This window comes from Pelomonas nitida (assembly GCF_043555975.1).
In the GTDB taxonomy this organism is placed as follows: Bacteria; Pseudomonadota; Gammaproteobacteria; order Burkholderiales; family Burkholderiaceae_C; genus Pelomonas; species Pelomonas nitida.
In genome coordinates, this window is record NZ_JBIGIA010000005.1 from 56,357 (window position 1) to 79,670 (window position 23,314).

At 67.3% G+C, this 23,314-nt stretch carries 21 protein-coding genes; 14 read left to right on the forward strand and 7 right to left on the reverse strand.

Annotation, left to right across the window (positions count from 1 at the left end; all coding sequences use genetic code 11):
• Positions 1-73: 73 nt before the first annotated feature.
• From ACG00X_RS07720 to ACG00X_RS07760, 9 genes are all read left to right on the forward strand, one after another.
• Positions 74-394, forward strand: a complete 321-nt coding sequence (locus ACG00X_RS07720) for a FliO/MopB family protein (RefSeq protein ID WP_394487496.1) — start codon at positions 74-76, stop codon at positions 392-394.
• Entirely contained in the window at positions 387-1,133 is a 747-nt protein-coding gene (gene fliP / locus ACG00X_RS07725) for a flagellar type III secretion system pore protein FliP (RefSeq protein WP_394487497.1), read from the forward strand. The genes ACG00X_RS07720 and fliP overlap by 8 nt, the downstream gene beginning before the upstream one ends.
• A gap of 66 nt (positions 1,134-1,199) precedes the next feature.
• Complete coding sequence (fliQ, locus tag ACG00X_RS07730) at positions 1,200-1,469, forward strand: flagellar biosynthesis protein FliQ (RefSeq protein WP_394487498.1); 270 nt, start codon at positions 1,200-1,202, stop codon at positions 1,467-1,469.
• Positions 1,470-1,758: 289 nt separating this feature from the next.
• Positions 1,759-2,127 (forward strand): hypothetical protein, encoded by a 369-nt coding sequence (locus ACG00X_RS07735; protein WP_394487499.1) that lies wholly within the window; start codon positions 1,759-1,761, stop codon positions 2,125-2,127.
• Between the two features lie 6 nt (positions 2,128-2,133).
• The gene (fliR, locus tag ACG00X_RS07740) at positions 2,134-2,898 is read left to right on the forward strand and encodes a flagellar biosynthetic protein FliR (protein ID WP_394487500.1); all 765 of its coding nucleotides are present in this window, start codon (positions 2,134-2,136) and stop codon (positions 2,896-2,898) included.
• A 375-nt stretch (positions 2,899-3,273) separates the two neighbouring features.
• On the forward strand, positions 3,274-4,758 hold the full coding sequence (locus ACG00X_RS07745; protein ID WP_394487501.1) for an RAD55 family ATPase: 1,485 nt from the start codon (positions 3,274-3,276) through the stop codon (positions 4,756-4,758).
• 18 nt (positions 4,759-4,776) lie between these two features.
• Positions 4,777-5,145 carry a response regulator gene (locus ACG00X_RS07750; RefSeq protein WP_394487502.1) on the forward strand — a complete coding sequence of 123 codons (369 nt, stop codon included), beginning with the start codon at positions 4,777-4,779 and terminating at the stop codon, positions 5,143-5,145.
• A 291-nt stretch (positions 5,146-5,436) separates the two neighbouring features.
• Positions 5,437-7,614: an ATP-binding protein gene (locus tag ACG00X_RS07755; protein WP_394487775.1), complete on the forward strand. Its 2,178-nt coding sequence runs from the start codon at positions 5,437-5,439 to the stop codon at positions 7,612-7,614.
• A 205-nt stretch (positions 7,615-7,819) separates the two neighbouring features.
• A complete protein-coding gene (locus ACG00X_RS07760; RefSeq protein WP_394487503.1) occupies positions 7,820-9,199 on the forward strand; it encodes a TAXI family TRAP transporter solute-binding subunit in 1,380 nt (459 codons plus the stop codon).
• A 258-nt stretch (positions 9,200-9,457) separates the two neighbouring features.
• On the opposite strand, the gene ACG00X_RS07765 is transcribed toward ACG00X_RS07760, so the two are convergent.
• The 7 genes from ACG00X_RS07765 to ACG00X_RS07795 form a co-directional block, all read right to left on the reverse strand.
• On the reverse strand, positions 9,458-10,009 hold the full coding sequence (locus ACG00X_RS07765) for a hypothetical protein (RefSeq protein ID WP_394487504.1): 552 nt from the start codon (positions 10,007-10,009) through the stop codon (positions 9,458-9,460).
• A 634-nt stretch (positions 10,010-10,643) separates the two neighbouring features.
• Positions 10,644-11,960, reverse strand: a complete 1,317-nt coding sequence (locus ACG00X_RS07770) for an ABC transporter permease (RefSeq protein ID WP_394487505.1) — start codon at positions 11,958-11,960, stop codon at positions 10,644-10,646.
• A gap of 84 nt (positions 11,961-12,044) precedes the next feature.
• Positions 12,045-13,214 (reverse strand): ABC transporter permease, encoded by a 1,170-nt coding sequence (locus ACG00X_RS07775; RefSeq protein WP_394487506.1) that lies wholly within the window; start codon positions 13,212-13,214, stop codon positions 12,045-12,047.
• 10 nt (positions 13,215-13,224) lie between these two features.
• Positions 13,225-13,929 carry an ABC transporter ATP-binding protein gene (locus ACG00X_RS07780; RefSeq protein WP_394487507.1) on the reverse strand — a complete coding sequence of 235 codons (705 nt, stop codon included), beginning with the start codon at positions 13,927-13,929 and terminating at the stop codon, positions 13,225-13,227.
• A complete protein-coding gene (locus ACG00X_RS07785) occupies positions 13,926-15,143 on the reverse strand; it encodes an efflux RND transporter periplasmic adaptor subunit (protein WP_394487508.1) in 1,218 nt (405 codons plus the stop codon). The genes ACG00X_RS07780 and ACG00X_RS07785 overlap by 4 nt, the downstream gene beginning before the upstream one ends.
• A gap of 176 nt (positions 15,144-15,319) precedes the next feature.
• A complete protein-coding gene (locus tag ACG00X_RS07790; protein ID WP_394487509.1) occupies positions 15,320-15,967 on the reverse strand; it encodes a response regulator in 648 nt (215 codons plus the stop codon).
• Positions 15,964-17,121: a hybrid sensor histidine kinase/response regulator gene (locus tag ACG00X_RS07795; protein WP_394487510.1), complete on the reverse strand. Its 1,158-nt coding sequence runs from the start codon at positions 17,119-17,121 to the stop codon at positions 15,964-15,966. The genes ACG00X_RS07790 and ACG00X_RS07795 overlap by 4 nt, the downstream gene beginning before the upstream one ends.
• Before the next feature lie 219 nt (positions 17,122-17,340).
• On the opposite strand from ACG00X_RS07795, the gene ACG00X_RS07800 reads away from it, so the two are divergent.
• From ACG00X_RS07800 to ACG00X_RS07820, 5 genes are all read left to right on the forward strand, one after another.
• Positions 17,341-17,805 carry a hypothetical protein gene (locus tag ACG00X_RS07800; protein ID WP_394487511.1) on the forward strand — a complete coding sequence of 155 codons (465 nt, stop codon included), beginning with the start codon at positions 17,341-17,343 and terminating at the stop codon, positions 17,803-17,805.
• 46 nt (positions 17,806-17,851) lie between these two features.
• The gene (locus tag ACG00X_RS07805) at positions 17,852-18,214 is read left to right on the forward strand and encodes a response regulator (protein WP_394410235.1); all 363 of its coding nucleotides are present in this window, start codon (positions 17,852-17,854) and stop codon (positions 18,212-18,214) included.
• A gap of 25 nt (positions 18,215-18,239) precedes the next feature.
• The gene (locus tag ACG00X_RS07810) at positions 18,240-20,390 is read left to right on the forward strand and encodes a chemotaxis protein CheA (protein ID WP_394487512.1); all 2,151 of its coding nucleotides are present in this window, start codon (positions 18,240-18,242) and stop codon (positions 20,388-20,390) included.
• A 27-nt stretch (positions 20,391-20,417) separates the two neighbouring features.
• Positions 20,418-20,942, forward strand: coding sequence for a chemotaxis protein CheW (locus ACG00X_RS07815; RefSeq protein ID WP_394487513.1), 525 nt, complete (start codon positions 20,418-20,420; stop codon positions 20,940-20,942).
• A 187-nt stretch (positions 20,943-21,129) separates the two neighbouring features.
• Positions 21,130-23,310, forward strand: coding sequence for a methyl-accepting chemotaxis protein (locus tag ACG00X_RS07820; RefSeq protein WP_394487514.1), 2,181 nt, complete (start codon positions 21,130-21,132; stop codon positions 23,308-23,310).
• The last annotated feature ends 4 nt before the right edge of the window (positions 23,311-23,314 follow it).

Sequence of the window (23,314 nt, forward strand, 5' to 3'; positions counted from 1 at the left end):
GCTGGACAACGGCGGATTTGTCCGGCCATTTAGCGCGTTCGACGGCTCAAGTCGGTCCGCAGAATGCCGAGGCATGAATGCACCCGGCCTGCTCCCCTTCCTCTGGTTCCTCGCGATCGTCGCGCTGATCCCGGTCGCGCTGTGGCTGCTCAAGCGCACGCCCATGGGCGGTGCGGCAGCGGCCGGCGTGCTGCGCGTCGTGGCCCAGCTGCCCACGGCGCCCAACCAGCGCCTGCTCGTCGTGGAGGTGGGCCAGGGCGATGACCGGCGCTGGCTCGTGCTGGGCGCCACGGCGCAGAACATCACGACGCTGCACGTCATGCCCCCGCAGGCCGAGCCGGTGCCGCCGGCGTCCTTCGCCAAGCTGCTGAGCAAGGAGCGCGGCAATGCGTAAATTGCTGACGTTCGCGCTGCTGCTCGCCGCCGGCAGTGCCGCCTTCGCGCAAGGCCAGACACCGCCCGCCACGCTGCCGCTGCTGGTCGGCCAGGGCGGCGGTGGCAGCAGTTACTCGGTGCCCATCCAGACGCTGCTGTTCTTCACGGCGCTGGGCTTCCTGCCCGCGGTCATCCTGATGATGACGGCCTTCACGCGCATTGCCATCGTGCTGAGCCTGATGCGCCAGGCGCTGGGCACGCAGGCCGCGCCGCCCAACCAGGTCATTGTGGGCCTGTCGCTGTTCCTGACCTTCTTCGTCATGAGCCCGACGCTCGACAAGGTCTATGCCGACGCCTGGCAGCCCTACAGCGCCGGGCAGATCCAGTTCGACGAAGCCCTCAAGCGCGCCGAGGTGCCGATGCGCGGCTTCATGCTCAAGCAGACGCGCCAGGCCGACGTGGCCCTCTTCGCGCGCCTGGCCAAGCTCGACAACAGCATCAAGCCCGAGGACGTGCCCTTCAAGGTCCTGGTGCCGGCGTTCGTGACCAGCGAGCTCAAGAGCGCTTTCCAGATCGCCTTCCTGATCTTCATCCCCTTCCTCGTCATCGACATGATCGTGGCCAGCGTGTTGATGAGCCTGGGGATGATGATGCTGTCGCCGGTGCTCGTCTCGTTGCCGTTCAAGCTGATGCTGTTCGTGCTGGCCGACGGCTGGAACCTGCTGCTCGGCTCGCTCGCGGCCAGCTTCGTGACCTGACGGCTTCAAAAGCCCAACCCGCCCATCGATCGGCGCGCGCAGCGCCGCACCCAACGGATCAGAGACATGGACGCCCAACAAGTCTTCACCTTCGGCCAGCAAGGCCTCTACATGCTGATGCTGGTGGCCGCTCCCATCCTCATCGTCGTGCTGCTCGTCGGCGTGGTCATCAGCGTGATCCAGGCCGCCACGCAGATCAACGAGGCCACGCTGTCCTTCGTGCCCAAGGTCGTCGCCGCCGTGCTGACCTTGGCGGTGGCGGGGCCGTGGATGCTGACGACGCTGGTGGAGTACATCCAGCGAACGTTGATGACGATTCCGTCTGTGGTGGGGTGAGAGCTTGGATGCTTTCGCGAAGCGCCTCTCAACTCGGCGCCGTGTTGCCGGGAGTCCGCCCCGGCGGGCGGGTAACTTTTCTCTGCTGCGCCAGAGAAAAGTCACCAAAAGAGAGGCGCTGAACCGCATACCAGCACCACATGCACGAGTTGCGCCGCGCAACAGACTCTGGGCGAGTGTGCAGACGCGAGCCGCTGCGCTCTCGCTGCTGTCCTTGTCACCCACGCCACTCATCGCAACAGCGGGCCGCCTAACGCGCGGCTGCACGCCGTGCTCACGAAAAATCCAAATGCAGCGTCGCTCGGGCGACGCGATCATGGCGCAGCATCCGCCGGAGCGTCGCCCCAGCGACGCCGTATTTGCATGCACTGGAAAGCCCGGCGTGCAGCCGGCGTTAGGCGGCGTGAAGTGGCGCGCCATGGCGCTCTTCACAAGGACAGCAGCGAGAGCGCAGCGGCTCGCGTCTGCCCGCAATACCGGTGGATGTTTTCGCGCGCCGCTCATGGCGGCGTACCGCTCGCATGCGGTTCAGGGCCTCTTCTTTGGTGACTTTCTTCTGGCCCCGCAGAAGAAAGTTACCCCGCTGCCGGGCGGGACTCCCGGCAATGCACCGAGCGAACAGGCTCTGCGCGAAGGCAGCCCACAACGGAGCACCTGAGCGCCCATGTTCACCGTCACCGAACCCCAACTCCTCGCCTGGCTGAACCCGCTGCTCTGGCCCTTCATCCGCACACTGGCGCTGTTCGCGGGCATGCCCACGTTCAGCCAGCGCAACGTGCCGCTGCGGCTGCGCATCGGCCTGAGCCTGTTCATCGCCGTCGCGGCGCAGCCCTCGCTGCCGGACATCCCGCCCACGCCGCTGGACTCGCTGCCCGCCCTCACGCTGCTGATCGCCCAGCAACTGCTGATCGGCCTGTCCATGGGCTTCGCGGTGCGCATCGTGTTCGCCGCGCTGGAGTTCGCCGGTGAGCTGATCGGCCTGCAGATGGGCCTGAACTTCGCCGGCTTCTTCGACCCCAGCTCCGGCGCCCAGGGCACGGCCAGCGCGCGCTTCTTCGGCAGCATGGTGGCCTTTCTGTTCATCGCCATCAACGGCCACCTGCTGCTCATCAACGCGCTGATCCAGAGCTTCCATGCCTTTCCCGTCGGCGACGAACCCTTCGCCTTCCTGCGGATCGCAAAACCCCAGCAATGGGGAGCCGAGATCTTCAACATCGGCCTGTGGATCGCGCTGCCGCTCATCACGATGCTGATGTTCGTCAACCTCGTCCTGGGCGTCATCTCCCGCGTGGCGCCGCAAATCGGCGTGTTCTCGGTCGGCTTCCCGCTGACGGTCAGCGTCGGCCTGATCGGCATGGTGGCCACGCTGCCGCTGATGCAGACGCCGTTCACCGTGGCGCTGGAGCGGCTGCTGGCGGCATTCGGCTAACCCGGATATGTCGCGAGGTACGCGGGAATTGCGCGGATGCCAGGCGCCGGGGGATGCGCCGAGACGGCCGCAGCCAATGCCCGCAGGCATTGGCGAGGAGTTGAGGTGCAGCCGACAAGCCTGGCGCCGCGCAAGCCCGCGTAGGCCCCTGAAGCCAAAGTGGATATCACCTTGAACGGCGAGATCGCCGTGTTCATCGGTGTTGCAGGTCGGCGGGGGCCGGCCTCGCGAAATATCCGGGCTGGCACCGTTCGGTTCAGCCGTTCGTGCGGGATGTGCGCCCGCTGAATCAACCGGTTCGGGCCTCAGCGCTGGATAAGATCCCGCCGGCCCCGCTCGTCGCCGTCGTCGCGAAATCCTTCAATCAACTGAACCATGACCAACGTCAGTCATCAGGTCGCCTCCGTTGCCCGTTTGCGAACCGGCATTCCGGGCCTAGATCGCATCCTGGGCGGCGGACTCTTCCAGTCCGGCGTCTACATGATCCAGGGACTGCCCGGGTGCGGGAAGACGATCTTGGCCAACCAGATCTGCTACAGCCACGTGAAGGAAGGCGGCAAGGCCATCTACGTCACGCTGCTGGCCGAGTCCCATTCGCGGATGATCCAGCACCTGTCGACGCTGACGTTCTTCGATGTCAATGCGCTGCCCAGCGGCCTCTCCTACATCAGCGCGTTCCATGAGCTGGAGACCGGCGGGCTCAAAGGCCTGATGTCCATCCTGCGCCGCGAGATGAAGCCCGGGCGCGGCATCCTGGTGCTCGACGGGCTGGTCACCGCCGAAGAGGCCGCATCCACAGACCTGGAGCTGAAGAAGTTCGTGCACGAGTTGCAAGGCATCGCCGAACTCCACGAATGCACGGTGCTGCTGCTGACGAGCGGCTACACACAGCGCATGGCCGCCGAGCACACCATGGTCGACGGCATCATCGAGGTGGAGGACAAGCTCTTCGACGTCAGGACCGAGCGTTCGATCCAGATCAAAAAATTCCGCGGCGCCGGGCCCCTGCGCGGCAAGCATGCGATGCGCATCGACCAGACGGGGATCAGCGTGTTCCCGAGGATCGAGACGCTGTACGGCGGCCAGTCCGTGCCGGTTCAGGGACGCCGCGCCGTTACCAGCGGCGTGCCCAGCCTGGATCAGCTGCTCGCGATCGGCGGCATTCCGGCGGCCAGCGCCACCGTGGCGCTGGGCTCTACGGGCACGGGCAAGACGACGATGGGCATTCACTTCATCGCAGCGTCGTCGGCAGCGGAGCCTGGCCTGCACCTGGGCTTCTTCGAGGCCCCAGACCGCCTGCGCGCCAAGGCCCGCTCCATCGGTCAGCCGCTGGAAGCCCTGGAAGCCGCCGGCTGCCTGGAGCTGATGTGGCAGACACCCGGCGAATTCATGCTCGACGAGATCGGCGACCGACTGCTCGCGGCCGTGGACAGAACCGGCGCGCGGCGGCTGGTCATCGATGGCCTGTCGGGCTTTCTGGACGCGGCGATCTACCCCGAGCGCATCAACCGCTACTTCTCCAGCCTCGTCGCCGAACTGCGCAGCCGCCAAGTCACGACGTTCATGACGCTGGAGACGCGGGACGCGCTGGCGAGCGTCGTTTCAATGCCGTGGGGCGTGTCGGGCCTGGTCGACAACCTGTTCTTCCTGCGGTTCGTGCATGACGAGGCGCAGGTGGAGCGGCTGCTGACCATCATCAAGATGCGCGACACCGACCATCACGCTGAACTGCGACGCCTGCAGATCGGCGCAACCGGCCTGCGGGTATGCGATTTGCTGGCTGCCGCTGGCGATGTCATCCCGATGGCCGCCCCTGCACCGGAGACAAGAGCCGATGGCGGTGCGGGGTCGACGAAGTAACGCATTACGAAGCGCAGCGTGAAGACGATTCTGGTTGTTGATGACGAAATCGGCACGGCCGAGATAGTCAGCCAGCTCCTTTGCGAGGAAGGTTATGCCGCAACCTATTCCGCAAACGGTGCCGCCGGGTTGGCCCAGGCCCAGGCGCACGTGCCGGACCTCGTCATCGCGGACTTCATGATGCCGGTGATGAACGGGGCCGATTTCGTCCAGGCCCTGCATGCGGACCCTCGCTTTTCCGCCACCAAGATCATCCTCAACAGCGGCCTACCCGAGGAGCTCGTCGGCCGCGACACGGCCGACTACCACCGGTTTCTGCGCAAGCCATTCCCGATGGTGCGCCTGCTGGAGCTCGTCGAGGAACTGATCGGCCCGGCCACCGACTGACGCCACGCCAGGCGTCGCAATTGGGGCAAGCCCGGAACACCCACAGCGTGGCGTTGGCTGCTCAGGGCAGACGGGCTGTCACGGGTACCCACTAGACTAGCTGTTCGGTCATCGGCCTGGATGATGGCCGAACGACCAGCGAACCGGGAATTCCGGTGCCGCACGCAGGGCGCGCAGGAGATGGCGCTGCACACGGCTCATGCCGCCAAGCATCCCGCGCAGGGGCCTGCACAGAACCGACACAAGAAGATCAATGGCCAACGGGGCGGATAGTTTCAGGTTTGACTCATGATGGGTGAGATCAAGGATTTGGGTTTGGACAATTGCGCCAGCGAGCCGATCCACATCCCCGGGGCCATACAGCCCCATGGGGCGTTGATCGCGTTCCAAGACGGTCGCGCCAGCTGGTTCTCCGCCAACCTGTCCCGCCTGACCGGCCTGGACGCCCAGCTGGGCTGCTCGATCGCCACGCTGACAGGGCCGGCATGCTGGCTCGCCCAGCTGGATCCCGACTTCGACGACGTCGCCGAGGGCGAACCTGTCACCGACCTGGTCGTCGATCCGGCGGGCGTGGAATGGTCGCGTGCCGTGCATCGATTCGACGGTCAGGTTCTCATCGAGTTCGAGCGCTCGCTGAGCAGCGTCCGCGACCCCTACGCGACGTCACGGCTGTTCAACAAGATCAAGGTCCAGAAAGACATCCCGACGCTGCTGCAGATCTGCTGCGACGAGATCCGCGCCTGGACCGGCTTCGACCGGGTGCTGGGTTATGTGTTCCAGCCCGACCTGAGCGGCGATGTCGTCGCCCAGTCCAAGTCCGACCGGGCCGATTCGTTCCTCGGCATGCGGTTCCCCGGCTCCGACATCCCGGCCCAGGCCCGCGCGCTGTACGTGCGCAACACGCTGCGCTTCATCTCGGACGTCGGCTACGCCCCCGTCGCGCTGATCGGCCACGCGGCGGCCGCTCCACTGGACCTGTCGGGCGCTGCCTTGCGCAGCGTGTCGCCCATCCACATCGAGTACCTCAAGAACATGGGGGTCGGCGCCTCCATGAGCGTTTCCATCGTGCTCAACGGTGAGTTGTGGGGCATGTTTGCCTGCCACCACAACGACGCACTGCAGGTGCCGCTGGCCGTGCGCGAATCCTGCGACATGGTGGCGAGCTTCGTCACCTCACGCCTGCAGGCGCTGCTGGCCGAGGAACTGGCCGCACGGCATCGCGACGCGGCCAGCCTCACGAGCCGCCTGGGCGCGGAGTTTGCGCAAGCGGACGACCCCATCCTCTATCTGCTCAGGTCTGAACAGGAATTCCGCCGCGTGCTGCGGGCGGACGGGCTGATCCTGACGCATCGCGGCAAGATGGTGGCCACCGGCGACGTGCCGCATGACCTGGCCGTTCGCATCGCGCAACATTTCGCGCAGCCTGATCATCTGGGCCATCCCGTCACTCGCCGCGATGAGTGGCCGGCCACGCTGCAAGAGGTGCTGGGCGCCTGGGTCGGCATGCTGCCGATCGACTTCGACCCCGCCGCAGGCGGCCGGATGCTCGTCATGCGCAAGGAGCAGCTTGCCACGGTGCGCTGGGCCGGCGAGCCGACCAAGGTCTATGGCCAGGGGCCCAACGGGCCCAGGCTTTCGCCCAGGGGCAGCTTCAACGAGTGGCAGGAGCAGGTGTCGGGCGTTGCCCGGCCGTGGCTGGCGGTCACGCTGGAGATTGCCAACACCATCCGCACCGAGCTGTCGCGGGCCGTGGCCGCCATGCACCTGGATGCCGAGGAGGCGCGGCGCCACCTGCTGGCCATCCTCGGGCATGACCTGCGCGACCCGCTGCACGCCATCCGCCTGTCGGCGACGCTGCTCCAGCGCGACGAAGGCAGCCGCAAGCTCGGTGACCGCATCGATCGCTCCTCCGGCCGCATGCAGCGGCTGATCGCCCAGGTGCTCGACTTCAGCCGCGCAGAAGCCGGCCTGCCACTCGTGGGGCAGGAGGCTGACGCCGACATCTGTGCCATCGTGCGGGACCTGGTGGAGGAGTCCCGGTTCAGCCACCCCGGTGTGGATTTCCAGGTGGAGACGCCGGCCAGCCTCCCCTGCCGCACCGACAGCTCCCGCCTGTCCCAGGCGATGGGCAACCTGCTCAGCAACGCCCGCCACCATGCGGCGGTCGGCACGACCGTCAACGTCACGCTAGAGCAGGCGGGCAGCCAGCTGCGATTTGCGGTGAGCAATGTGGCCAGCCCCATCCCGGCCGAACTGCTCGCAACGCTTTTCGACCCGCTCAAGCGCATCGGGCGCGCCGCCACCAATCGCTCCGGGCTCGGGTTGGGCCTCTACATCACGAAGCGCATTGCGACCGCGATGGGAGGAGACGTGACCTACGCCTACCGCGACGGCCGCGTGGAGTTCGTGCTCGCCATCACCGCTGCCGCGACTGCGGAAGGTGGCCAGGCCGGCCCCGGCAGCTTTTAGGGCCTGATCGGCGCCGCCGCAGAGGCAGCCGCCGTTCACCGAGGCGCTGCAGCGGCCGCTGGCGGCGTTGGGCTGGCGCCTGGCCGCGCCGCAGGCCTCGCATACGATCGCCGGCTCCTCCACCGGCCAAGACCCAGCCCATGCAACGCATCGGCACCACGCTCCCGTGCACCCCACCTCCCCTGCCCGCGCAAGGCGGCCAGCCATGACGCCACCTCAGGCTCGCCAAGCCGCGCACCGCCTGCGCCTGCTGCTGCAGACGGCGCGCGACATGATGGTCTCCATGGGCCCGCTGCTGCTGCTCGGTGGCGGCCTGCTCGTGGCCGCCTACTGGTGGCTGGACCCTCAACCGCCCAGCCAGGTGCGGCTGGCCACCGGCCCGGCCGGCAGCGCCTACGCCGGCTTCGGCGACGGCTATGCCAAGGCGTTGGCGCGCGAGCGCATCCAGGTGCAGTTGCTGGCCACCGAAGGCGCGCAAGACGACCTCGCCCTGCTGCGCGCGGGCGCAGCCGACGTGGGCTTCGTGCGCGGCGGCATGGCCGACCCGGCCGCCGACACGGAGGCCGGCATCGTCTCGCTGGGCAGCCTGTTCTACGAACCCATCTGGGTCTTCTACCGCCGCGATCTCGCCATCGCCCGCCGCCAGCCCGGCGGCGAACTGCAGCGCCTGACACAGCTGCGCGGCCTGCGCGTCAATGTCGACCAGGACGGCAGCGGCGTCCCCCAGATCGCCGAGAAGCTGCTGGCGCTGAACCAGCTCAAGGCCAGCGACCTGCGGCTGTCCAACCTGGCGCCGGACGAAGCCGGCGCGGCGCTGCGCCAACGCAAACTGGACGCCGCCGTGCTGATCTCGGCGCCACAGGCCGGCCTGATCCGCGCGCTGCTGCAAGACCCGGCCATCGCGCTGATGCCCTTCGAGCAGAACGAGGCCTATTCGCGCCACCTGCCCTTCCTCTCCACCGTGACGCTGCCGCGCGGCGTGGTGGACCTGGCGGCCGACCTGCCACCGCACGACGTACCTCTGCTGGCCACCACCACCGCGCTGCTGGCACGCGAGCAGACCCACCCGGCACTGCGCCAACTGTTCGCGCAGGCAGCCCTGGGCCAGCACAGCGAAGCCGGCTGGTTCAACGGTGCGCGCGACTTCCCCAACACCCGCACCAGCGAACTGCCCGTCAGCGCAGAGGGCGACCGCGCCATCAACGGCACGCCGCCGGCCTGGTCCCGCTACCTGCCCTTCTGGGCGGGCAACCTGCTGGAGCGCATGTGGCTGGTGGTGGGCGGCCTGCTGGTGCTGATGCTGCCGCTGTCACGCGTGGTCCCGCCGCTCTACACCTTCCGCGTGCGCTCACGCGTGTTCCGCTGGTATGCGCGGCTGCGCGACGTGGAAGCCAAGCTCGAAACCGGCACCGGCGAGCGCGACGCGCTGCTCGACGAACTGGACGAACTCGACCGCGTCACCCACCGCATCGCCGTGCCGCTGTCCTATGCCGACGAGCTCTACGCGCTGCGCAACAACATCCACGCGGTGAGGAAGCGGCTGATGGCGCGGCGCTCGCCAACGGGGGACGGGCTGGCGGACTGACGGAGGAGCGAGCTGCACAGCCGCATGCTGGGCAGCGCTTCTCTTGCCCACCTGAAGGATTGCAGCTTCGTGCCAGTCGACCGATCCGCAGCGGCCATGCCCCTGGTTAGCCACAGTACCCAGCTGTTCGGGGCCGAGTAGATTCGTTGCAAACCACAACGATGCTCGAGGACATGCAAGCGAAGGTCGATTCAGTCGCGAAGAAGCTGCGGCGATCCGTGACGCTGCTCGAATATCTGTGCCAGTGGCCATCGCGCCCTACGGAAGGACCAGCGGGCCTTTTATGTTCAAGCTGTAGCGGAACAACGCCCCGCGCACCGATCGAACGACGACGAGGTCATTGTCCGATGTGGACAGCTGCTCACCCCAGGACAACTGATGCTCGACGCTAGGCGCATCTTGAAGGTTCGGGTAAAGGCTCCCAAAGTTGACTGTCTCGGTGATCCCTCCGAACCGGTAGACGGTGAGGAACGGCGTCCTCGCAGAGCCGCGGACACTTTGCGGCGCGAAGCTGGCAAGCGTGTTGCCATCGCTGGAGACAAGAACGTTGGAGAGGTAGACAGGCACCGTCCAGACAACCGTACGAGCATCAGGACGAGTCACGATAGTCAGTTGAGAAACTGGGTCTGACACGACGCAAAATGACCGGGTGGAATTGCAGGCCGAAGTGGCGGGCTGCGGAGGCATTGCCGGTGGCAAGTGACCGTGAGCCCAACTCGCGGATGTGAGCAGCGCCGCTGCAAAGCTAGCTCTGGCTCCCGCCCAGGCATCCTGGTATTGCCTTAACGTCCGAAAGCGCGGCATGTCCATGGGCTCAAATTATGGTGGCCCCTTTGGTCAAGATGCCTTCACCGCGCGCTTACCTTGCACGCGCAACGAAGTAGGCAAAGAACGCGCCCCTGTTCCGTCGCCCCTCGCTGCGCTTCTCGGCTCATCCAAAGGGGAACCCCGGAACGGCCAAGCCCCGAAGCCGGCTGCCGCGAGGTATTCGCCTTGCCCCCTTTAGCGCCGCCGAGCAGCGCAAGGCCTTGAGGGCGTGCGCGAAGCGCACTTCGTGAACTGACTCCGTGCGGCTGTCTGACCGGAGCGTAGCGGAGGGAGTTCCGCACGGGCCCTCAAGGCCTGAGCAGCGCAGGGAACCCGCAGCTTTGCTGCGGGCGGTGCGGTCGGGGGCGCTTTCTTTGCCTACTTTCTTGTGCGCACAAGAAAGTAGGTCGCCCGCCGGGGCGAAATCCCGGCGCGATGCAACGCGTCAAGTCAGTCGTCGCCAAGGCATCCCCGACCGTCATGGGCAGGTCGGCTGCAGTTCACTGCAGCTCCCCGTTGACCGCCTTGTGGCGGCGCATCAGGCTGTCTCGAAGGCCGCTCCGGGTCGAGTGCACCGCTTCGTGGGGCTGCTGCAAAAAGCAGCAACCAGCCTCAAGCCACCACCATCGCCGAACCCTCAAGCCTCCCGCAATGCCGTCGTCACCGGCAACGACGCCGCTCGCACCGCCGGGAACAGGCCGCCGATGAAGCCGATGGCGAGCGCCCACTTGATGCCTTCCCACAGCAGCTGCGGCGACACCGCCAGGCTGAAGCTCAGCTTGCCGACCGCCCCGGCCGACATCGTCGACGCCTCGAAACCGTTGAAGATCAACCAGGCGAGCGCGCCGCCGACCAGGCCGCCGATCAGCGCCAGCAGCGTCGTCTCCAGCATCACCGCCACGACCACCGGCAGGCCGCGAAAGCCGATGGCGCGCAGCGTGGCGATCTCACGGGCGCGGCTCGCGACGGCGGCGAACATCGTGTTGAGCGCGCCGAACACCGCACCCACGGCCATGATGGCGCCCACCGTGATGCCGATGGCGCGCAGCATCTGCGTCATCTTTTCGGACTGCTTGGTGAAGAACTCCAGCGTCGTGCTGGCCTTGACCTTGAGCGCCGGGTTGTTCTCCAGCGACTCGCTGAAGGCCTTGATGGCCGCGGCGTTCTCGAGCTTGACGGTGGCCGAGTTGCGGCCGCTGCCGCGCTTGTAGGTGTCGTTGACGACGTTGGCATCGGCCCAGAGCTCCGAGTCCATCGCGTCGCCCGACGCGAAGATGCCGACGATGGTCCACGGCTGGTTGCCCAGCTTCAGCGTGGCGCCGAGCTTGAGGCCGTCGAACTGCCGCACCGCGCCCTTGCCCACGATGATCTCGCGCAGCCCGGGCTGGAAGGTCCGGCCTTCGATGATCCGGGCATTGGGCCGCACGGTGAAGGCGGCTTCGCTGATGCCGCGCACCTGGGCGCTGCCGGAGTCACCCGTGGGGCTGCCACGCACCGGGAGGTTCGCGGCCACCACGGTCTCGGCCGAAACGATGGCCTCGCCCTTGGCATTGCGCGCCACGCCGGGCGCCTGCTCGATCTGCACGATGTCTTCGCGGCTCAGCGCCGACGACACCTCGTTGGCCGAGGCGCCGCGCAGCACGATGGCGGTGTCCAGGCTGCCGGCATTGCGCTGCGTGCGCGCATAGCCCTCGGCCATGGCCAGCAGCGCCACCAGCACACCCACGACGCCGGCAATGCCCACCACGATGACGGCAGACGACCCCATGCGCTGCGTCAGCGTGCTGATGCCTACCGCCGCGACGGAGCGCGTCTGCGCACCGCTGCGGAACAGCAGCATCCACAGCGCCAACAACACGGCCACGGCCAGTGCGCCGTACCAAGGCATGGCCACCCATGCCACGAGCACGGCGGCCAGCAGCAGCACGAGGCCGAAGTTCTTCAGGAATTTCATGGTCAGGCCTCCCGCCGGGCCGCCCCAAGGGAGGCCTGCGCCCCCTCGGGGGGCAGAGAACGAAGTGAACGTGGGGGTTTCATGTCATGCCCTCCCGGCCAGTGCATCGGTGATGTTCACGCGCATCGCGCGCAGCGCCGGCAGCGCGCCGACAGCCAGGCCGAACAGCAGCGACAGCCCCGCACCGGTCATCCAGCTCGCCAGGCCGGCCGCCGGCAGGTTCAGCGCACCACCACTGCCCGCACTGACCGCCGGGCCGATGACGCTGGCCAGCAGCAACCCCACGACACCGCCGATGAGCAGCAGCAGCACGGACTCGGCCAGCACCATGGCCAGCACACTCCCGCCGGAGAAGCCCAGCGTCTTGAGCACCGCAATCTCGCCGGTGCGCTCGCGCACCGCCTGCATCATCGTGTTGCCGGCCAGCAGCAGCAGCGTGAAGAACACGGCGCCCATGATGGAGGTGACGATGAGGTTGATGTCGGCCAGCTGGCGCATCCAGGCCGACATGGCGGCCTGCTCCGTCAGCGTGCGCGTCTCGTGGTCGGAGTTGGCGGAGATTTCGTCGATGGCCTTGAGCACGCGGTCGGCCTGGCCGACGTCCTTCACGCGCGTCACATACCAGCCCACCTGGCCCTGGTTCCACGGCGTGGTGTCGTCGAAGTACTTCCAGTTCAGCAGGAACATCTGTTCATACCAGGCGCCGCTCTTCTTGTCGGCCGCCTTGATGATCCCGACGATCTTGAACGGCCAGTTCTGGCTGCCGTTGCGATCGGGGAAGATGGTGGACTGCATGGGCACCTGGTCACCCACCTTCCAGCCGAACTTCCTGGCCAGGCCCTCGCCGACGAGGGCGCCATCCTTGACCTCGGCAAAGGCCTTGCGATGCTCGGGCGACACCAGCATCTCCGGGTAGACGTCGAGGTAGTTGGGCGAGACCGCGAAGCTGAACACGGCGTTCTCGGGCTTTTGGTAGGCGCCGCCAAACCAGTTGGCGAAGGCCACGTCCTTGACGCCGTCGATCTGCCCGATGCGCGCGCCCAGCGACATCGGCAGCAGCTGGATGAAGCTGAGCTTGGCGCCCGTCTGCAGCCGCTGTGCGCCGTTCGCGCTTTTGCCTGCCTGGTCGAAGCCGACGCGCACCGCGTCCAGCAGCCCGAACAGCAGGAAGGCCGTGATGATGGACACCAGCGTCAGAAAGGTCCGCAGCTTGCGCCGGAACAGCGCCGCCCAGATGAGATGGAGGTATTTCATGGCCGTCTCCTCACGCCACCGCCATGGCCTCGGCTTGCGTGACCAGCGTGCCCTTGTCCAGGTGCAGCGTGCGGCTGGCGCGGGCAGCGGCGCGCGGGTCGTGGGTGACCATGACGATGGTCTTGCCATGGTCGCGGTTGAGCGCCTGCAGCAGCGTCAGCACGTCTTCGGCCGATTGCCGGTCCAGGTCGCCGGTGGGCTCGTCGCAGACCAGCAGCGTCGGGTCGGACACGATGGCCCGCGCGATGGAGACCCGCTGCTGCTGGCCGCCCGACAGCTCGGTCGGCTTGTGCGAGGCGCGATCGGCCAGGCCGACGAGCTGCAGCGCGATGGCCGCCCGCTTGCGGCGCTCGCCGGCCGACAGCTTGGTCAGCAGCAGCGGCAGCTCCACGTTCTTCTGCGCCGACAGCGTGGGCATGAGGTTGTAGAACTGGAACACGAAGCCGACGCGCGACGCCCGCCACTTCGCCAACGCGCCGCCGGAGAGCTTGTCGATGCGCTCGCCCCCCACGCTGATGGCGCCGCCGGTGGGCGCGTCCAGCCCGCCCATCAGGTTCAGCAGCGTCGTCTTGCCGGAACCCGACGGGCCCATCAGCGCGAGGAAGTCGCCCTGCTGCACATCGAGATCGATGTGATGCAGCACCTCCACGGTCTGCTTGCCGCGCGTGTAGACCTTGGACAGGTCACGGACCTCGATCAAAGCGCTCATGCTCATTCCTTGCTTGCGATGGTTGAACCCTGCTTCAGCTCCGCAGGCGGCGACAGGACGACCGTCTCGCCTGCCTTTACCCCTTCGATGGCCAGCTTGACCTTGCCGACGTCAGCGCCCAGCTTGACGCTGCGCTGCTCTGCGCGGCCGTCACTGACGACGAACACGACCTGCCCCCCGTCGCGCTCGACGACCGCCTCCGGCGGCAGCAGCACGCCCGGCAGCGGCTTCGCCTCCGCGCGCGGCTTGGCCGCCAGGAAGCTCACCCGCACGCCCATGTCGGGCACGACACGCTCGTCCTTCTGGTCCATCGCCACCCGCACCTTGACGGTGGCCTTGCCACGGTCGGCGCTGGGGATGACGGCCACCACATGGGCCGGAATGCGCCAGTCCGGGTAGGCGTCCAGCACCGCTTCGCAGGGCATGTCGGCCTTGACCTGCGCGATGTAGGCCTCGTTGACGTCGACGTTCACCTCCAGCGAGTCCATGTCGACGATCGTGCCCACGCCGGTGCGCGTGAAGCCGCCGCCCGCGGACAGCGGCGAGATGATTTCGCCCACCTGGGCGGCCCTGGCCGTGACGACGCCATCGAACGGCGCCCGCACGGTGGCGTAGTCGAAGTTGACCTGCGCCTGCTTGAGCTGGGCCTGCGCCGCTTCCACCTGGCGCTGCGAGGCCTCCAGCTGCGCGGCATAGGTCTTGACCGCCGTGGCCGTCTGCTCGTGGTTCTGGCGCGTCGTCATGCCGGTGGCGGCCAGCTCGGCCTGGCGCCGGGCGTCGGCCTGGGCCTGCGCGAGCTGGGCCCGCACCTGCCCCTGGCTGGCCTGAGCGGAACGCACCTGGGCCTCGGCAGCGGCCCGCGCGGCCTTCAGACCCGTGTCGTCCAGCCGCGCCAGCACCTGCCCCTTCCTGACCTTGAAGCCCTCGTCGATGAGCACCTCGGTCAACGTGCCGGTGATCTGCGCCGACACGGTGGCCATGCGCCGCGCCGTCACATAACCCGTGGCCTGCAGTACCGCGTCGCTGCGCGCCCCCTGCCCGTTGGCGCGCACCGTGGTCGTCTCCACGGCGACCGGCTTGCTGGCAGTGATGAACCACCACGCAGCCCCGCACGCCAGGGCCAGCACGGCCGCGCCGGCCACCACGCCCCAGAGCCATTTCGGCGGCCCGCCGTCATGGTCGTCACGCTGCGCGCCGTCGATGCGCAGCTCTTTCAGCAATCCGGTATCGATGACAAGCTCCCGAAGTTGTCATGCGGTTAGGAACCGGGGGTGATTGTGCGTAGACAGCGCTGACAAACCATAGGGCTTTCGATGAAAGGCAGCCCACGGGAGCGAATCGACAGCACGGCCGATGAACGGGAGAACGGGCGGGCGCAGCCGCGCCCGGCGCGGCGTCAGCTGGCCACCAGGCCGTTGCGGATGGCGTAGACGGTCAGCTCGGAGTTGTTCGTCAGCCCGAGCTTTTCGAGCATGCGCGCGCGGTAGACGCTGACGGTCTTGGGGCTGAGCATCAGCTCCTCGGCGATGTCCGACAGCCGCTTGCCCGAGGCGATCATCACCAGCGTCTGCAGCTCGCGGTCGGACAGCTTGTGGTGGGCCTGCTCGGTGACCGGCGCCGTGAGGCTCTCGACCAGCATCTGCGCGATCTCCGGCGTCACGTACTTGCGGCCCTGGGCCACCGTGCGCACGGCCTGCACCAGCGTGGCCGGGTCGCCGCCTTTGTTGACATAGCCGTAGGCGCCGGCCTTGAGCGCACGGATGGCGTACTGGTCTTCCGGGTACATCGACACGATCAGCGTGCGCAGCGTCGAGCCCTCGTCCTTGAGCACATGCAGCACGTCCAGGCCCGAGCGGCCGGGCATGTTGATGTCCAGCACCAGCACGTCGCAGGGGTTGTCCTTGCCCAGCGTGTGCAGTAGACCGCGCAGTTCGGTGTAGTCGCCGGCCTCGCCGACGACCTCGATGTCGTTCGCGTCGGCCAGCGTGTCGCGGATGCCGCGGCGGATCAGGCCGTGGTCGTCACAGAGAATCACACGGATCACAGACGCCCCCAGATGGAGTTGCCATGGTCGTCACCGAAGCCGGTGGCATCGTCCAGCGCCTCGATGGCTTCGGCCGCGAGCGGCACGGTCAGGATGAGGCTGGTGCCGCGGCCCGGCGTGCTGGACAGGTCCACCCAGCCGCCGACGGTCGCCGCGCGCTCGTGCAGACCACGGAGGCCGAAGGAGCGCTCCTTGGCCAGGTCCCCGGCCTCGACGCCCCGGCCGTTGTCGCGGATCTCCAGCGTCAGCACGCCGGAGTCCAGGCTGAGCTCGATGTCCACCCGCGTCGCCCCGGCATGCTTGGAAACATTGGTCAATGCCTCCTGCGCAGTGCGGTAGGCCACCAGCGGCACCCCGGCCGGCAGCGCCAGGCGCTCCTCACCGATACGCAGCGCCGCCTCGATGCCCGTGCGGCGCTCGAAGCGCGCCGTCATCCACTGCAGCGCAGCCACCAGGCCCTGCTCCAGGATGGCCGGCCGCAGGTTGTGCATGATGCGCTGGCTCGCCTCGATGGCCGAGCTGACCGTCTCGAGCGCCGCCGCCACGCGCTGGCGCACCGCGGGCTCCTGCGCGTGACGATCGATCCAGGCGAGGTCAAACTTCAGGGCCGTCAACGACCCGCCCACGTCGTCATGGATCTCGCGCGCAATGGCCGCCCGCTCCAGCTCCACGCTGGTCTGCAGATGGCCCGCCAGCTCATGCAGACGCTGCTTGGAACGCAGCAATTCGTCGTCTGCCGCCTGACGGGCGCGCTCGCTGTCGGCCGCATCGATGGCGTTGAGCAGCGCGGGCGCCAACCGCGCGAGGTTGTTCTTGAGCAGATAGTCCGAGGCGCCGTTGCGCATGGCCGCGACGGCCGCGTCCTCCCCGATTTCACCGGAGACCAGCAGGAAAGGCGTCAGCAATTGCCGCACCTTGACGGCCTCCAGCACCTCCAGTCCAGTGAAGCCTGGCAGGTTGTAGTCCGACACGACGGCATCCCAGCGCTGGCCCAGTGCCGCCAACACCGCGGGCAGCGAGTCCAGCCGCTCCATCTCCAGCGTCAGCCCCGCACGCGTCAGCTGGGCGCGGATGAGTTGGTGGTCGAGGTCGGAATCCTCGACATGCAGCACGCGCAGGATCCGGCCGGCCTGCTCCACACCAGAAGTCGTCATGGGACCGCAGTATGCCGCGCCCCTGGGCGGCCCCCAGGAGCGCCCCAGGGCCGCGAGGGCGCCACGCTCAACGCCGCCAGACCGGTAATACCGCTCGTTCTCGCAACATCTGCCGGTCGACACCTGACGAAAATGGCCCGAACATGCAATGATTGATTCGCCCCCCATCGATTTCAAAGGGCCATGGGACAAGAAGCAGCATCCCCTCTCGGAGACACGATGCAAATAGACAGCTCCACTGCAGAACTCGACGGCGACATGTCCACCATGTCGCTGCTGGCGGCTGCGGAACTGCAGGATCACCTGATGACGGTGACAAACGACCTGGAACGCCTGCAGCGCCTGCTCGACGACGCTGGCGAAGCCTTGTCGACCCACTTCTTCAGCGCGTCCAACGAGGCCATGACGCTGCTCAGCAGCAGTGATGGCACGCCTGCCTCCGCCGGTCTCAAACAGATCATGCAGGACATCGCCGGCGCGGTCACCGCACTGCAGTTCCAGGACATGGCGACGCAGTTGATCGCCCACACCAGCCAACGCCTGCGCAACTGCGCTGACCAGTTGGCCCGCGACACCTTCGGCATGGATGACGAAGACGGCGCCGCCGTTGTCGAGATCGCGCCGCTGCGCCCCAACCCGGTCACGCAGGACGAGATGGACGCCGGTTCCATCGAACTTTTCTGAATCTACCCAGCCCCCCAGGCAACACGTTCTCTCGGAGAAAATTCAAATGCACTCAATCCTTGCTGTCGACGATTCGGCCTCGATGCGCCAGATGGTGGCCTTCACGCTCAAGAACGCCGGCTTCAACGTGGTGGAAGCAGTGGACGGGCAGGACGCCTGGGAAAAGTCCGGCACGCGAGACTTCGATCTCGTGCTGACCGACCAGAACATGCCTCGCATGGACGGCATCAGCCTCACCAAGAAGCTGCGCGAGAACCCGAAATTCAAGACCACGCCCATCCTGATCCTGACCACCGAGTCCAGCGACACGATGAAGCAGGCCGGCCGCGCCGCGGGCGCCACCGGCTGGCTGGTCAAGCCCTTCGATCCGGCCAAGCTGATCGAGGTGATCGGCAAGGTCATCCGCTGAAGTCCGTTCGACGGGAGTACCAGCCATGGGTGACATGACCACCGAAGGCGCCAGCATCAGTGCTGGCATCGACCTCAGCCAGTTCTATCAGGTCTTCTTCGAGGAAGCCGGCGAGAACCTCGACAACATGGAGCAGCTGCTGCTCAATGTGAACGTCGAGGAGGCCGACGACGAAGAGCTGAACGCCATCTTCCGCTGCGCGCACTCCATCAAGGGCGGCGCAGCGACCTTCGGCTTTTCCGACGTCGCCGAGCTGACCCACCAGATGGAGACGCTGCTGGACAAGCTGCGTCGCCACGAACTCCAGCCGAACGCGGCCATGGTGGACGTGCTGCTGCAGTCCGGCGACGCGCTGCGCGCGCAGCTGGGCCGCCACCAGGGCTCCGGCGCCGACCCGTTCGACACGACGGACCTGCTCGTCAGCATCAAGAGCTTCGTTGAAGGCGGCAGCGCGCCAGCACCGGTCGCCGCGCCCGTCGCAGCCCCCAAGGCCGCTGCGGCGCCGGCACCGGCTCAGCCCGCCGCCGCGCCGGCCGCCGCCGGCAAGCCCGGCACACGTCTGCTGGAATTGCAGGTCGGCCCCCTGCCCGACCCAAGCATCGCCGACAACCTGGTCGAACTGTTCAAGGAAATCACCGATCTCGGCACCATCGAACCGCTGGACGCCGGGCAAAGCTCGGACGGCATGCGGCGCTTCAAGGTGCTCACGAGTTCCTCGGACAACGACCTGCTGGACCTCTTCACCTTCCACGTGGCGCGTGAGCAGGTCAAGCTGATGCCGTTGAGCACCGGCTTCGGCTTCTACGACGGCGCGCCTGGTGCCCCGCCAGCCGAAGCCCCGTCCTCCGACCCAGGCTACGGCTTCTTCGACGACGCGCCCGGCGTGCCCCACGCCCCGGCCGCCGAAGCCGCACCGGCCGCAGCTGCCGCGCCCGCACCCACGGCGGCCATCGTGCCGGCTCGCCCGGCCACGCCCGCCAAGACCGACGCCAAACCCGCCGGCGGCGGCCTCGACCAGACGACGCTGCGCGTCTCCATCGAGAAGGTGGACCAGCTCATCAACCTCGTCGGCGAGCTCGTCATCACCCAGGCCATGCTGGCGCAGAACAGCCGTGAGCTCGATCCCGGCCTCTACCAGCAGCTGACCTCGGGCCTGGCCGACCTGGAACGCAACACGCGCGACCTGCAAGAGTCCGTCATGTCGATCCGGATGATTCCGATGTCGACCGTGTTCAACCGCTTCCCGCGCATGCTGCGCGACCTGGCCGCCAAGCTCGGCAAGAAGGTCGAGCTGGTCACGCAAGGTGAAGCCACCGAACTGGACAAGAGCCTGGTCGAGAAGATCACCGACCCGCTGACACACCTGGTGCGCAACAGCTGCGACCACGGCATCGAGATGCCGGAGGACCGGCTCGCCCGGGGCAAGTCCGAGCAAGGCACGATCACGCTGGTGGCCTCGCATCAGGGCGGCAGCATCGTCATCGAGGTGCGCGACGACGGCCGCGGTCTGAACCGCGAGAAGCTCATCAAGAAGGCCCGCGAGAAGGGCATCGATGCGCCGGACACCATGACCGACGCCGAATGCTGGAACCTGATCTTCGCGCCGGGTTTCTCCACCGCCGAGCAGGTGACGGACGTGTCCGGCCGCGGCGTGGGCATGGACGTGGTCAAGAAGAACATCACCTCGCTGGGTGGCACGGTCGAGATCGACTCCGCCGAGGGCTATGGCATGAAGGTGTCGGTGCGCCTGCCGCTCACACTCGCCATCATGGACGGCATGAGCGTGGGCGTCGGTGACGAGTGCTACATCCTGCCGCTGTCCAGCGTCGTGGAATCCTTCCAGGTGCAGTCCGACACCATCAAGACCGTGGCGGGCTCCGGCCGCGTCGTGGAGGTGCGTGACGAGTACATGCCCGTCATCGAGCTGGAAAAGGTATTCGACGTGCCCCGCTTCGACTTCGAGCACGTCAGCTCCATCATGGTCGTCGTGGAGGCCGAGGGCGGCCGCGTCGCACTGCTGGTGGACGAGCTGCTCGGCCAGCAGCAGGTGGTTGTGAAGAACCTCGAGGCCAACTACCGCAAGGTCAACGACGTGTCGGGCGCCACCATCATGGGTGACGGCCGCGTGGCGCTGATTCTTGATGTCGGCAGCCTGGTGCGCCGTTCGCGCCACTGAACCCATCACAAACAAGGAGAGGTCCCGATGGAAGCCAGCAACGTTCCCGCCCTGCGCCAGCAAGGCGCCGTCACGGCCCAGTCCCACGGCCCCAAGAGTGGCGAATACCTGACCTTCCGGCTCGGCTCGGAGGAATACGGCATCGACATCCTGAAGGTGCAGGAAATCCGCTCCTATGAGCAACCCACCCGCATCGCCAACGCGCCCGACTTCATCAAGGGCGTGGTCAACCTGCGCGGCGTCATCGTCCCCATCGTCGACCTGCGCCTCAAGCTGGGTTGCCCGACGGCCGAGTACAACAGCTTCACGGTCGTCATCGTTCTGAACGTCAAGAACCGCGTCGTCGGCGCCGTCGTCGACTCGGTCTCCGACGTGCTGGAACTCAGCCGCGACGCGATCAAGCCCGCGCCCGAGCTCAGCGCCGCGTCGGTCGACACCAGCTTCATCACCGGCATCGGCTCGGTGGGTGAACGCATGCTGATCCTGATGGACATCGAGGGGCTGATGAGCAGCGCCGAGATGGGCCTCATGGACGCCGCCATCGCCGCCTGAGCGCGGCAAGCTTCGGCGGCCCAACCACCCAACCAGCGCCCAGCGCCGGGAAAGACAGAAGACCTGACGCGTCGGAGCACCCTGCGGCCCTGGCCCGTCAGGTCTTCTTTGCTCCTTCCACATGCCAGGCAGACGACCGCAGCCCGCGCTGCGTCGTCCATCAACACAAATTCAAGAGGTGGACCTAATGCGCCAACCGATTCAATCGATTGCACGACAGGTGTCACTGTCGGGCGCCATCGCAGTCGCAGTCATCCTGCTCATCGTCAGCCTCATCGTCGGCTCGTTGCTTGAACGTTCGTCCCACGCCCAGGTACAGAACTGGGTGCAGGACAAGACCGCCACCCTCACCGACGCCATGCAGGCCATGGACGAAGTCGCGGCAACGCAGACGCGCCGCACCTTCGGCTCCTTCAAACATGCCTTCGACGGCGGCTTCACGCTGGACGAGGCCACGGGCGAGCTGCGCAGTGGCAGCGTCAAGATCAACGGCAACTTCTCGCAGGTAGACCAGTTCACCGAGGTCAACGGCGGCGTCGCTACCGTCTTCGCGGCCAAGGGCACGGATTTCGAGCGCATCACCACATCGCTGAAGAACGAGAAGGGCGCGCGGGCCATGGGCACGCTGCTGGACCGCCAGGGTGCGGCCTATGCGGCCATCACCGAGGGCAAGTCCTTCACCGGCCGCGCCCTGCTGTTCGGGCGCGCCTACATGACGCATTACGAGCCGATCAAGAGCGCCGCCGGCAAGGTGATCGGCATCCTGTTCGTCGGCTACGACCTCGAAGCCTTCGAGGCGGCCATGAGCCGCATGGCTGCCAGCGCCCGCTTCTTCGAGCACGGCGGCACCTACATCGTCGCCGTGCCCAAGGACCCGACCAAGGCCACCCTCGCCGCCCATCCCAGCGCCAAGGGCAAGCTGCTGTCCGAGGTGGCTCCGGGCTTCGAGAAGGTACTCGCCGAGCAGAAAGAGAACACCGTCCTCATCGACGATGCACCGGACGTGCTGGGCAACGGCCTGAAGGACAACTTCGCCTTCGCCAGCAAGAACACCAAGACCGGCTACTGGGTCATCGCCCAGCTGTCCCGCGAGGAGACGGAAGCCGTCGGCCGCTCGACGCTGCGCTTCTTCTGGGGCGCGCTGGTGCTGACGACGCTGGCGCTGGGCTTCGGGCTCCTGTGGATGATGCAGCGCTGGGTCGCGCGGCCGCTGCGCACGCTGCAGCAGGCCGTCGGCGCCATTGCCGAGGGTGACCTCACGCAAACGGTGAGCAGCACGCGGCACGACGAGATCGGCACGCTGATCCAGGACGCGGAACGCATGCGCCAACGCCTCTCGGAGACCATCGGCACCGTGCGCCTGTCGGTGGACAGCATCGGCACCGCCAGCACCGAGATCGCTACCGGCAACCTGGACCTGAGCCAGCGCACCGAGCAGACCGCCAGCAACCTGCAGAACGCGGCTTCCTCCATGAGCGAGCTGACCGGCACCGTGCGCCAGACGGCCGACTCCGCGCGCACGGCCGACCAACTGGTGCAATCCGCCGTGTCCGCCGCCACGCGAGGCGGTGAGGTGGTCGGCCAGGTCGTCACCACCATGAACGACATCAATGCAGCCAGTCAGAAGATCGCAGACATCATCGGCACCATCGACGGCATTGCCTTCCAGACCAACATCCTGGCGTTGAATGCCGCTGTGGAAGCAGCCCGGGCGGGCGAGCAGGGTCGAGGCTTCGCCGTGGTGGCCAGCGAGGTGCGCTCGCTGGCAGGCCGCAGCGCCGAAGCCGCCAAGGAGATCAAGACCTTGATCGGCAACAGCGTCGAGCGTGTCGAGAACGGCGCGCGCCTCGTGCAGACCGCCGGCACGGCAATGGGCGAGATCGTCACCAGCGTGCAGCGCGTGCAGGACATCATGGGCGAGATCAGCTCGGCCGCCACCGAGCAGAGCGAAGGCATCGCCTCGGTCAACACCTCCGTCGTGCAACTGGACCAGATGACGCAGCAGAACGCCGCGCTGGTGGAAGAGTCTGCCGCCGCGGCAGAGAGCCTGAAGGAACAGGCCCACAAGCTGATCGACGCCGTGGCCGTGTTCCGCGTGGCCGGCGCTGGCGATGCGCAACGCAGCAACACAGCGCGCCCCGCACCCACGCCGGCACCCAAGCCTGCAATCAGGCCAGCCCAGGCCCCCGCCGTGCCGCGACCCGCGCCGTCAGCTCCGGCGACTGCGGCCAAGAAGGCCGCGCCGCTCCCCACCAAGGCCGCTACGGCGCCCCGAACTGCCCCTGTACCGACGAAGCCGACCCCGGCCGTCGCGCCGCGCCCGGCTCCGGCACCGGCCGCCGAGGAAGGCGATTGGGAAACGTTCTGACCCC

Bases quoted from the DNA above. Each gene is read 5' to 3' on its own strand.
- ACG00X_RS07720 (WP_394487496.1), top strand. From the start codon at position 74: ATGAATGCACCCGGCCTGCTCCCCTTCCTCTGGTTCCTCGCGATCGTC.
- fliP (WP_394487497.1), top strand. From the start codon at position 387: ATGCGTAAATTGCTGACGTTCGCGCTGCTGCTCGCCGCCGGCAGTGCC.
- fliQ (WP_394487498.1), top strand. From the start codon at position 1,200: ATGGACGCCCAACAAGTCTTCACCTTCGGCCAGCAAGGCCTCTACATG.
- ACG00X_RS07735 (WP_394487499.1), top strand. From the start codon at position 1,759: ATGCAGCGTCGCTCGGGCGACGCGATCATGGCGCAGCATCCGCCGGAG.
- fliR (WP_394487500.1), top strand. From the start codon at position 2,134: ATGTTCACCGTCACCGAACCCCAACTCCTCGCCTGGCTGAACCCGCTG.
- ACG00X_RS07745 (WP_394487501.1), top strand. From the start codon at position 3,274: ATGACCAACGTCAGTCATCAGGTCGCCTCCGTTGCCCGTTTGCGAACC.
- ACG00X_RS07755 (WP_394487775.1), top strand. From the start codon at position 5,437: ATGGGTGAGATCAAGGATTTGGGTTTGGACAATTGCGCCAGCGAGCCG.
- ACG00X_RS07760 (WP_394487503.1), top strand. From the start codon at position 7,820: ATGACGCCACCTCAGGCTCGCCAAGCCGCGCACCGCCTGCGCCTGCTG.
- ACG00X_RS07765 (WP_394487504.1), bottom strand. From the start codon at position 10,009: ATGGACATGCCGCGCTTTCGGACGTTAAGGCAATACCAGGATGCCTGG.
- ACG00X_RS07770 (WP_394487505.1), bottom strand. From the start codon at position 11,960: ATGAAATTCCTGAAGAACTTCGGCCTCGTGCTGCTGCTGGCCGCCGTG.
- ACG00X_RS07775 (WP_394487506.1), bottom strand. From the start codon at position 13,214: ATGAAATACCTCCATCTCATCTGGGCGGCGCTGTTCCGGCGCAAGCTG.
- ACG00X_RS07780 (WP_394487507.1), bottom strand. From the start codon at position 13,929: ATGAGCATGAGCGCTTTGATCGAGGTCCGTGACCTGTCCAAGGTCTAC.
- ACG00X_RS07795 (WP_394487510.1), bottom strand. From the start codon at position 17,121: ATGACGACTTCTGGTGTGGAGCAGGCCGGCCGGATCCTGCGCGTGCTG.
- ACG00X_RS07800 (WP_394487511.1), top strand. From the start codon at position 17,341: ATGCAAATAGACAGCTCCACTGCAGAACTCGACGGCGACATGTCCACC.
- ACG00X_RS07805 (WP_394410235.1), top strand. From the start codon at position 17,852: ATGCACTCAATCCTTGCTGTCGACGATTCGGCCTCGATGCGCCAGATG.
- ACG00X_RS07810 (WP_394487512.1), top strand. From the start codon at position 18,240: ATGGGTGACATGACCACCGAAGGCGCCAGCATCAGTGCTGGCATCGAC.
- ACG00X_RS07815 (WP_394487513.1), top strand. From the start codon at position 20,418: ATGGAAGCCAGCAACGTTCCCGCCCTGCGCCAGCAAGGCGCCGTCACG.
- ACG00X_RS07820 (WP_394487514.1), top strand. From the start codon at position 21,130: ATGCGCCAACCGATTCAATCGATTGCACGACAGGTGTCACTGTCGGGC.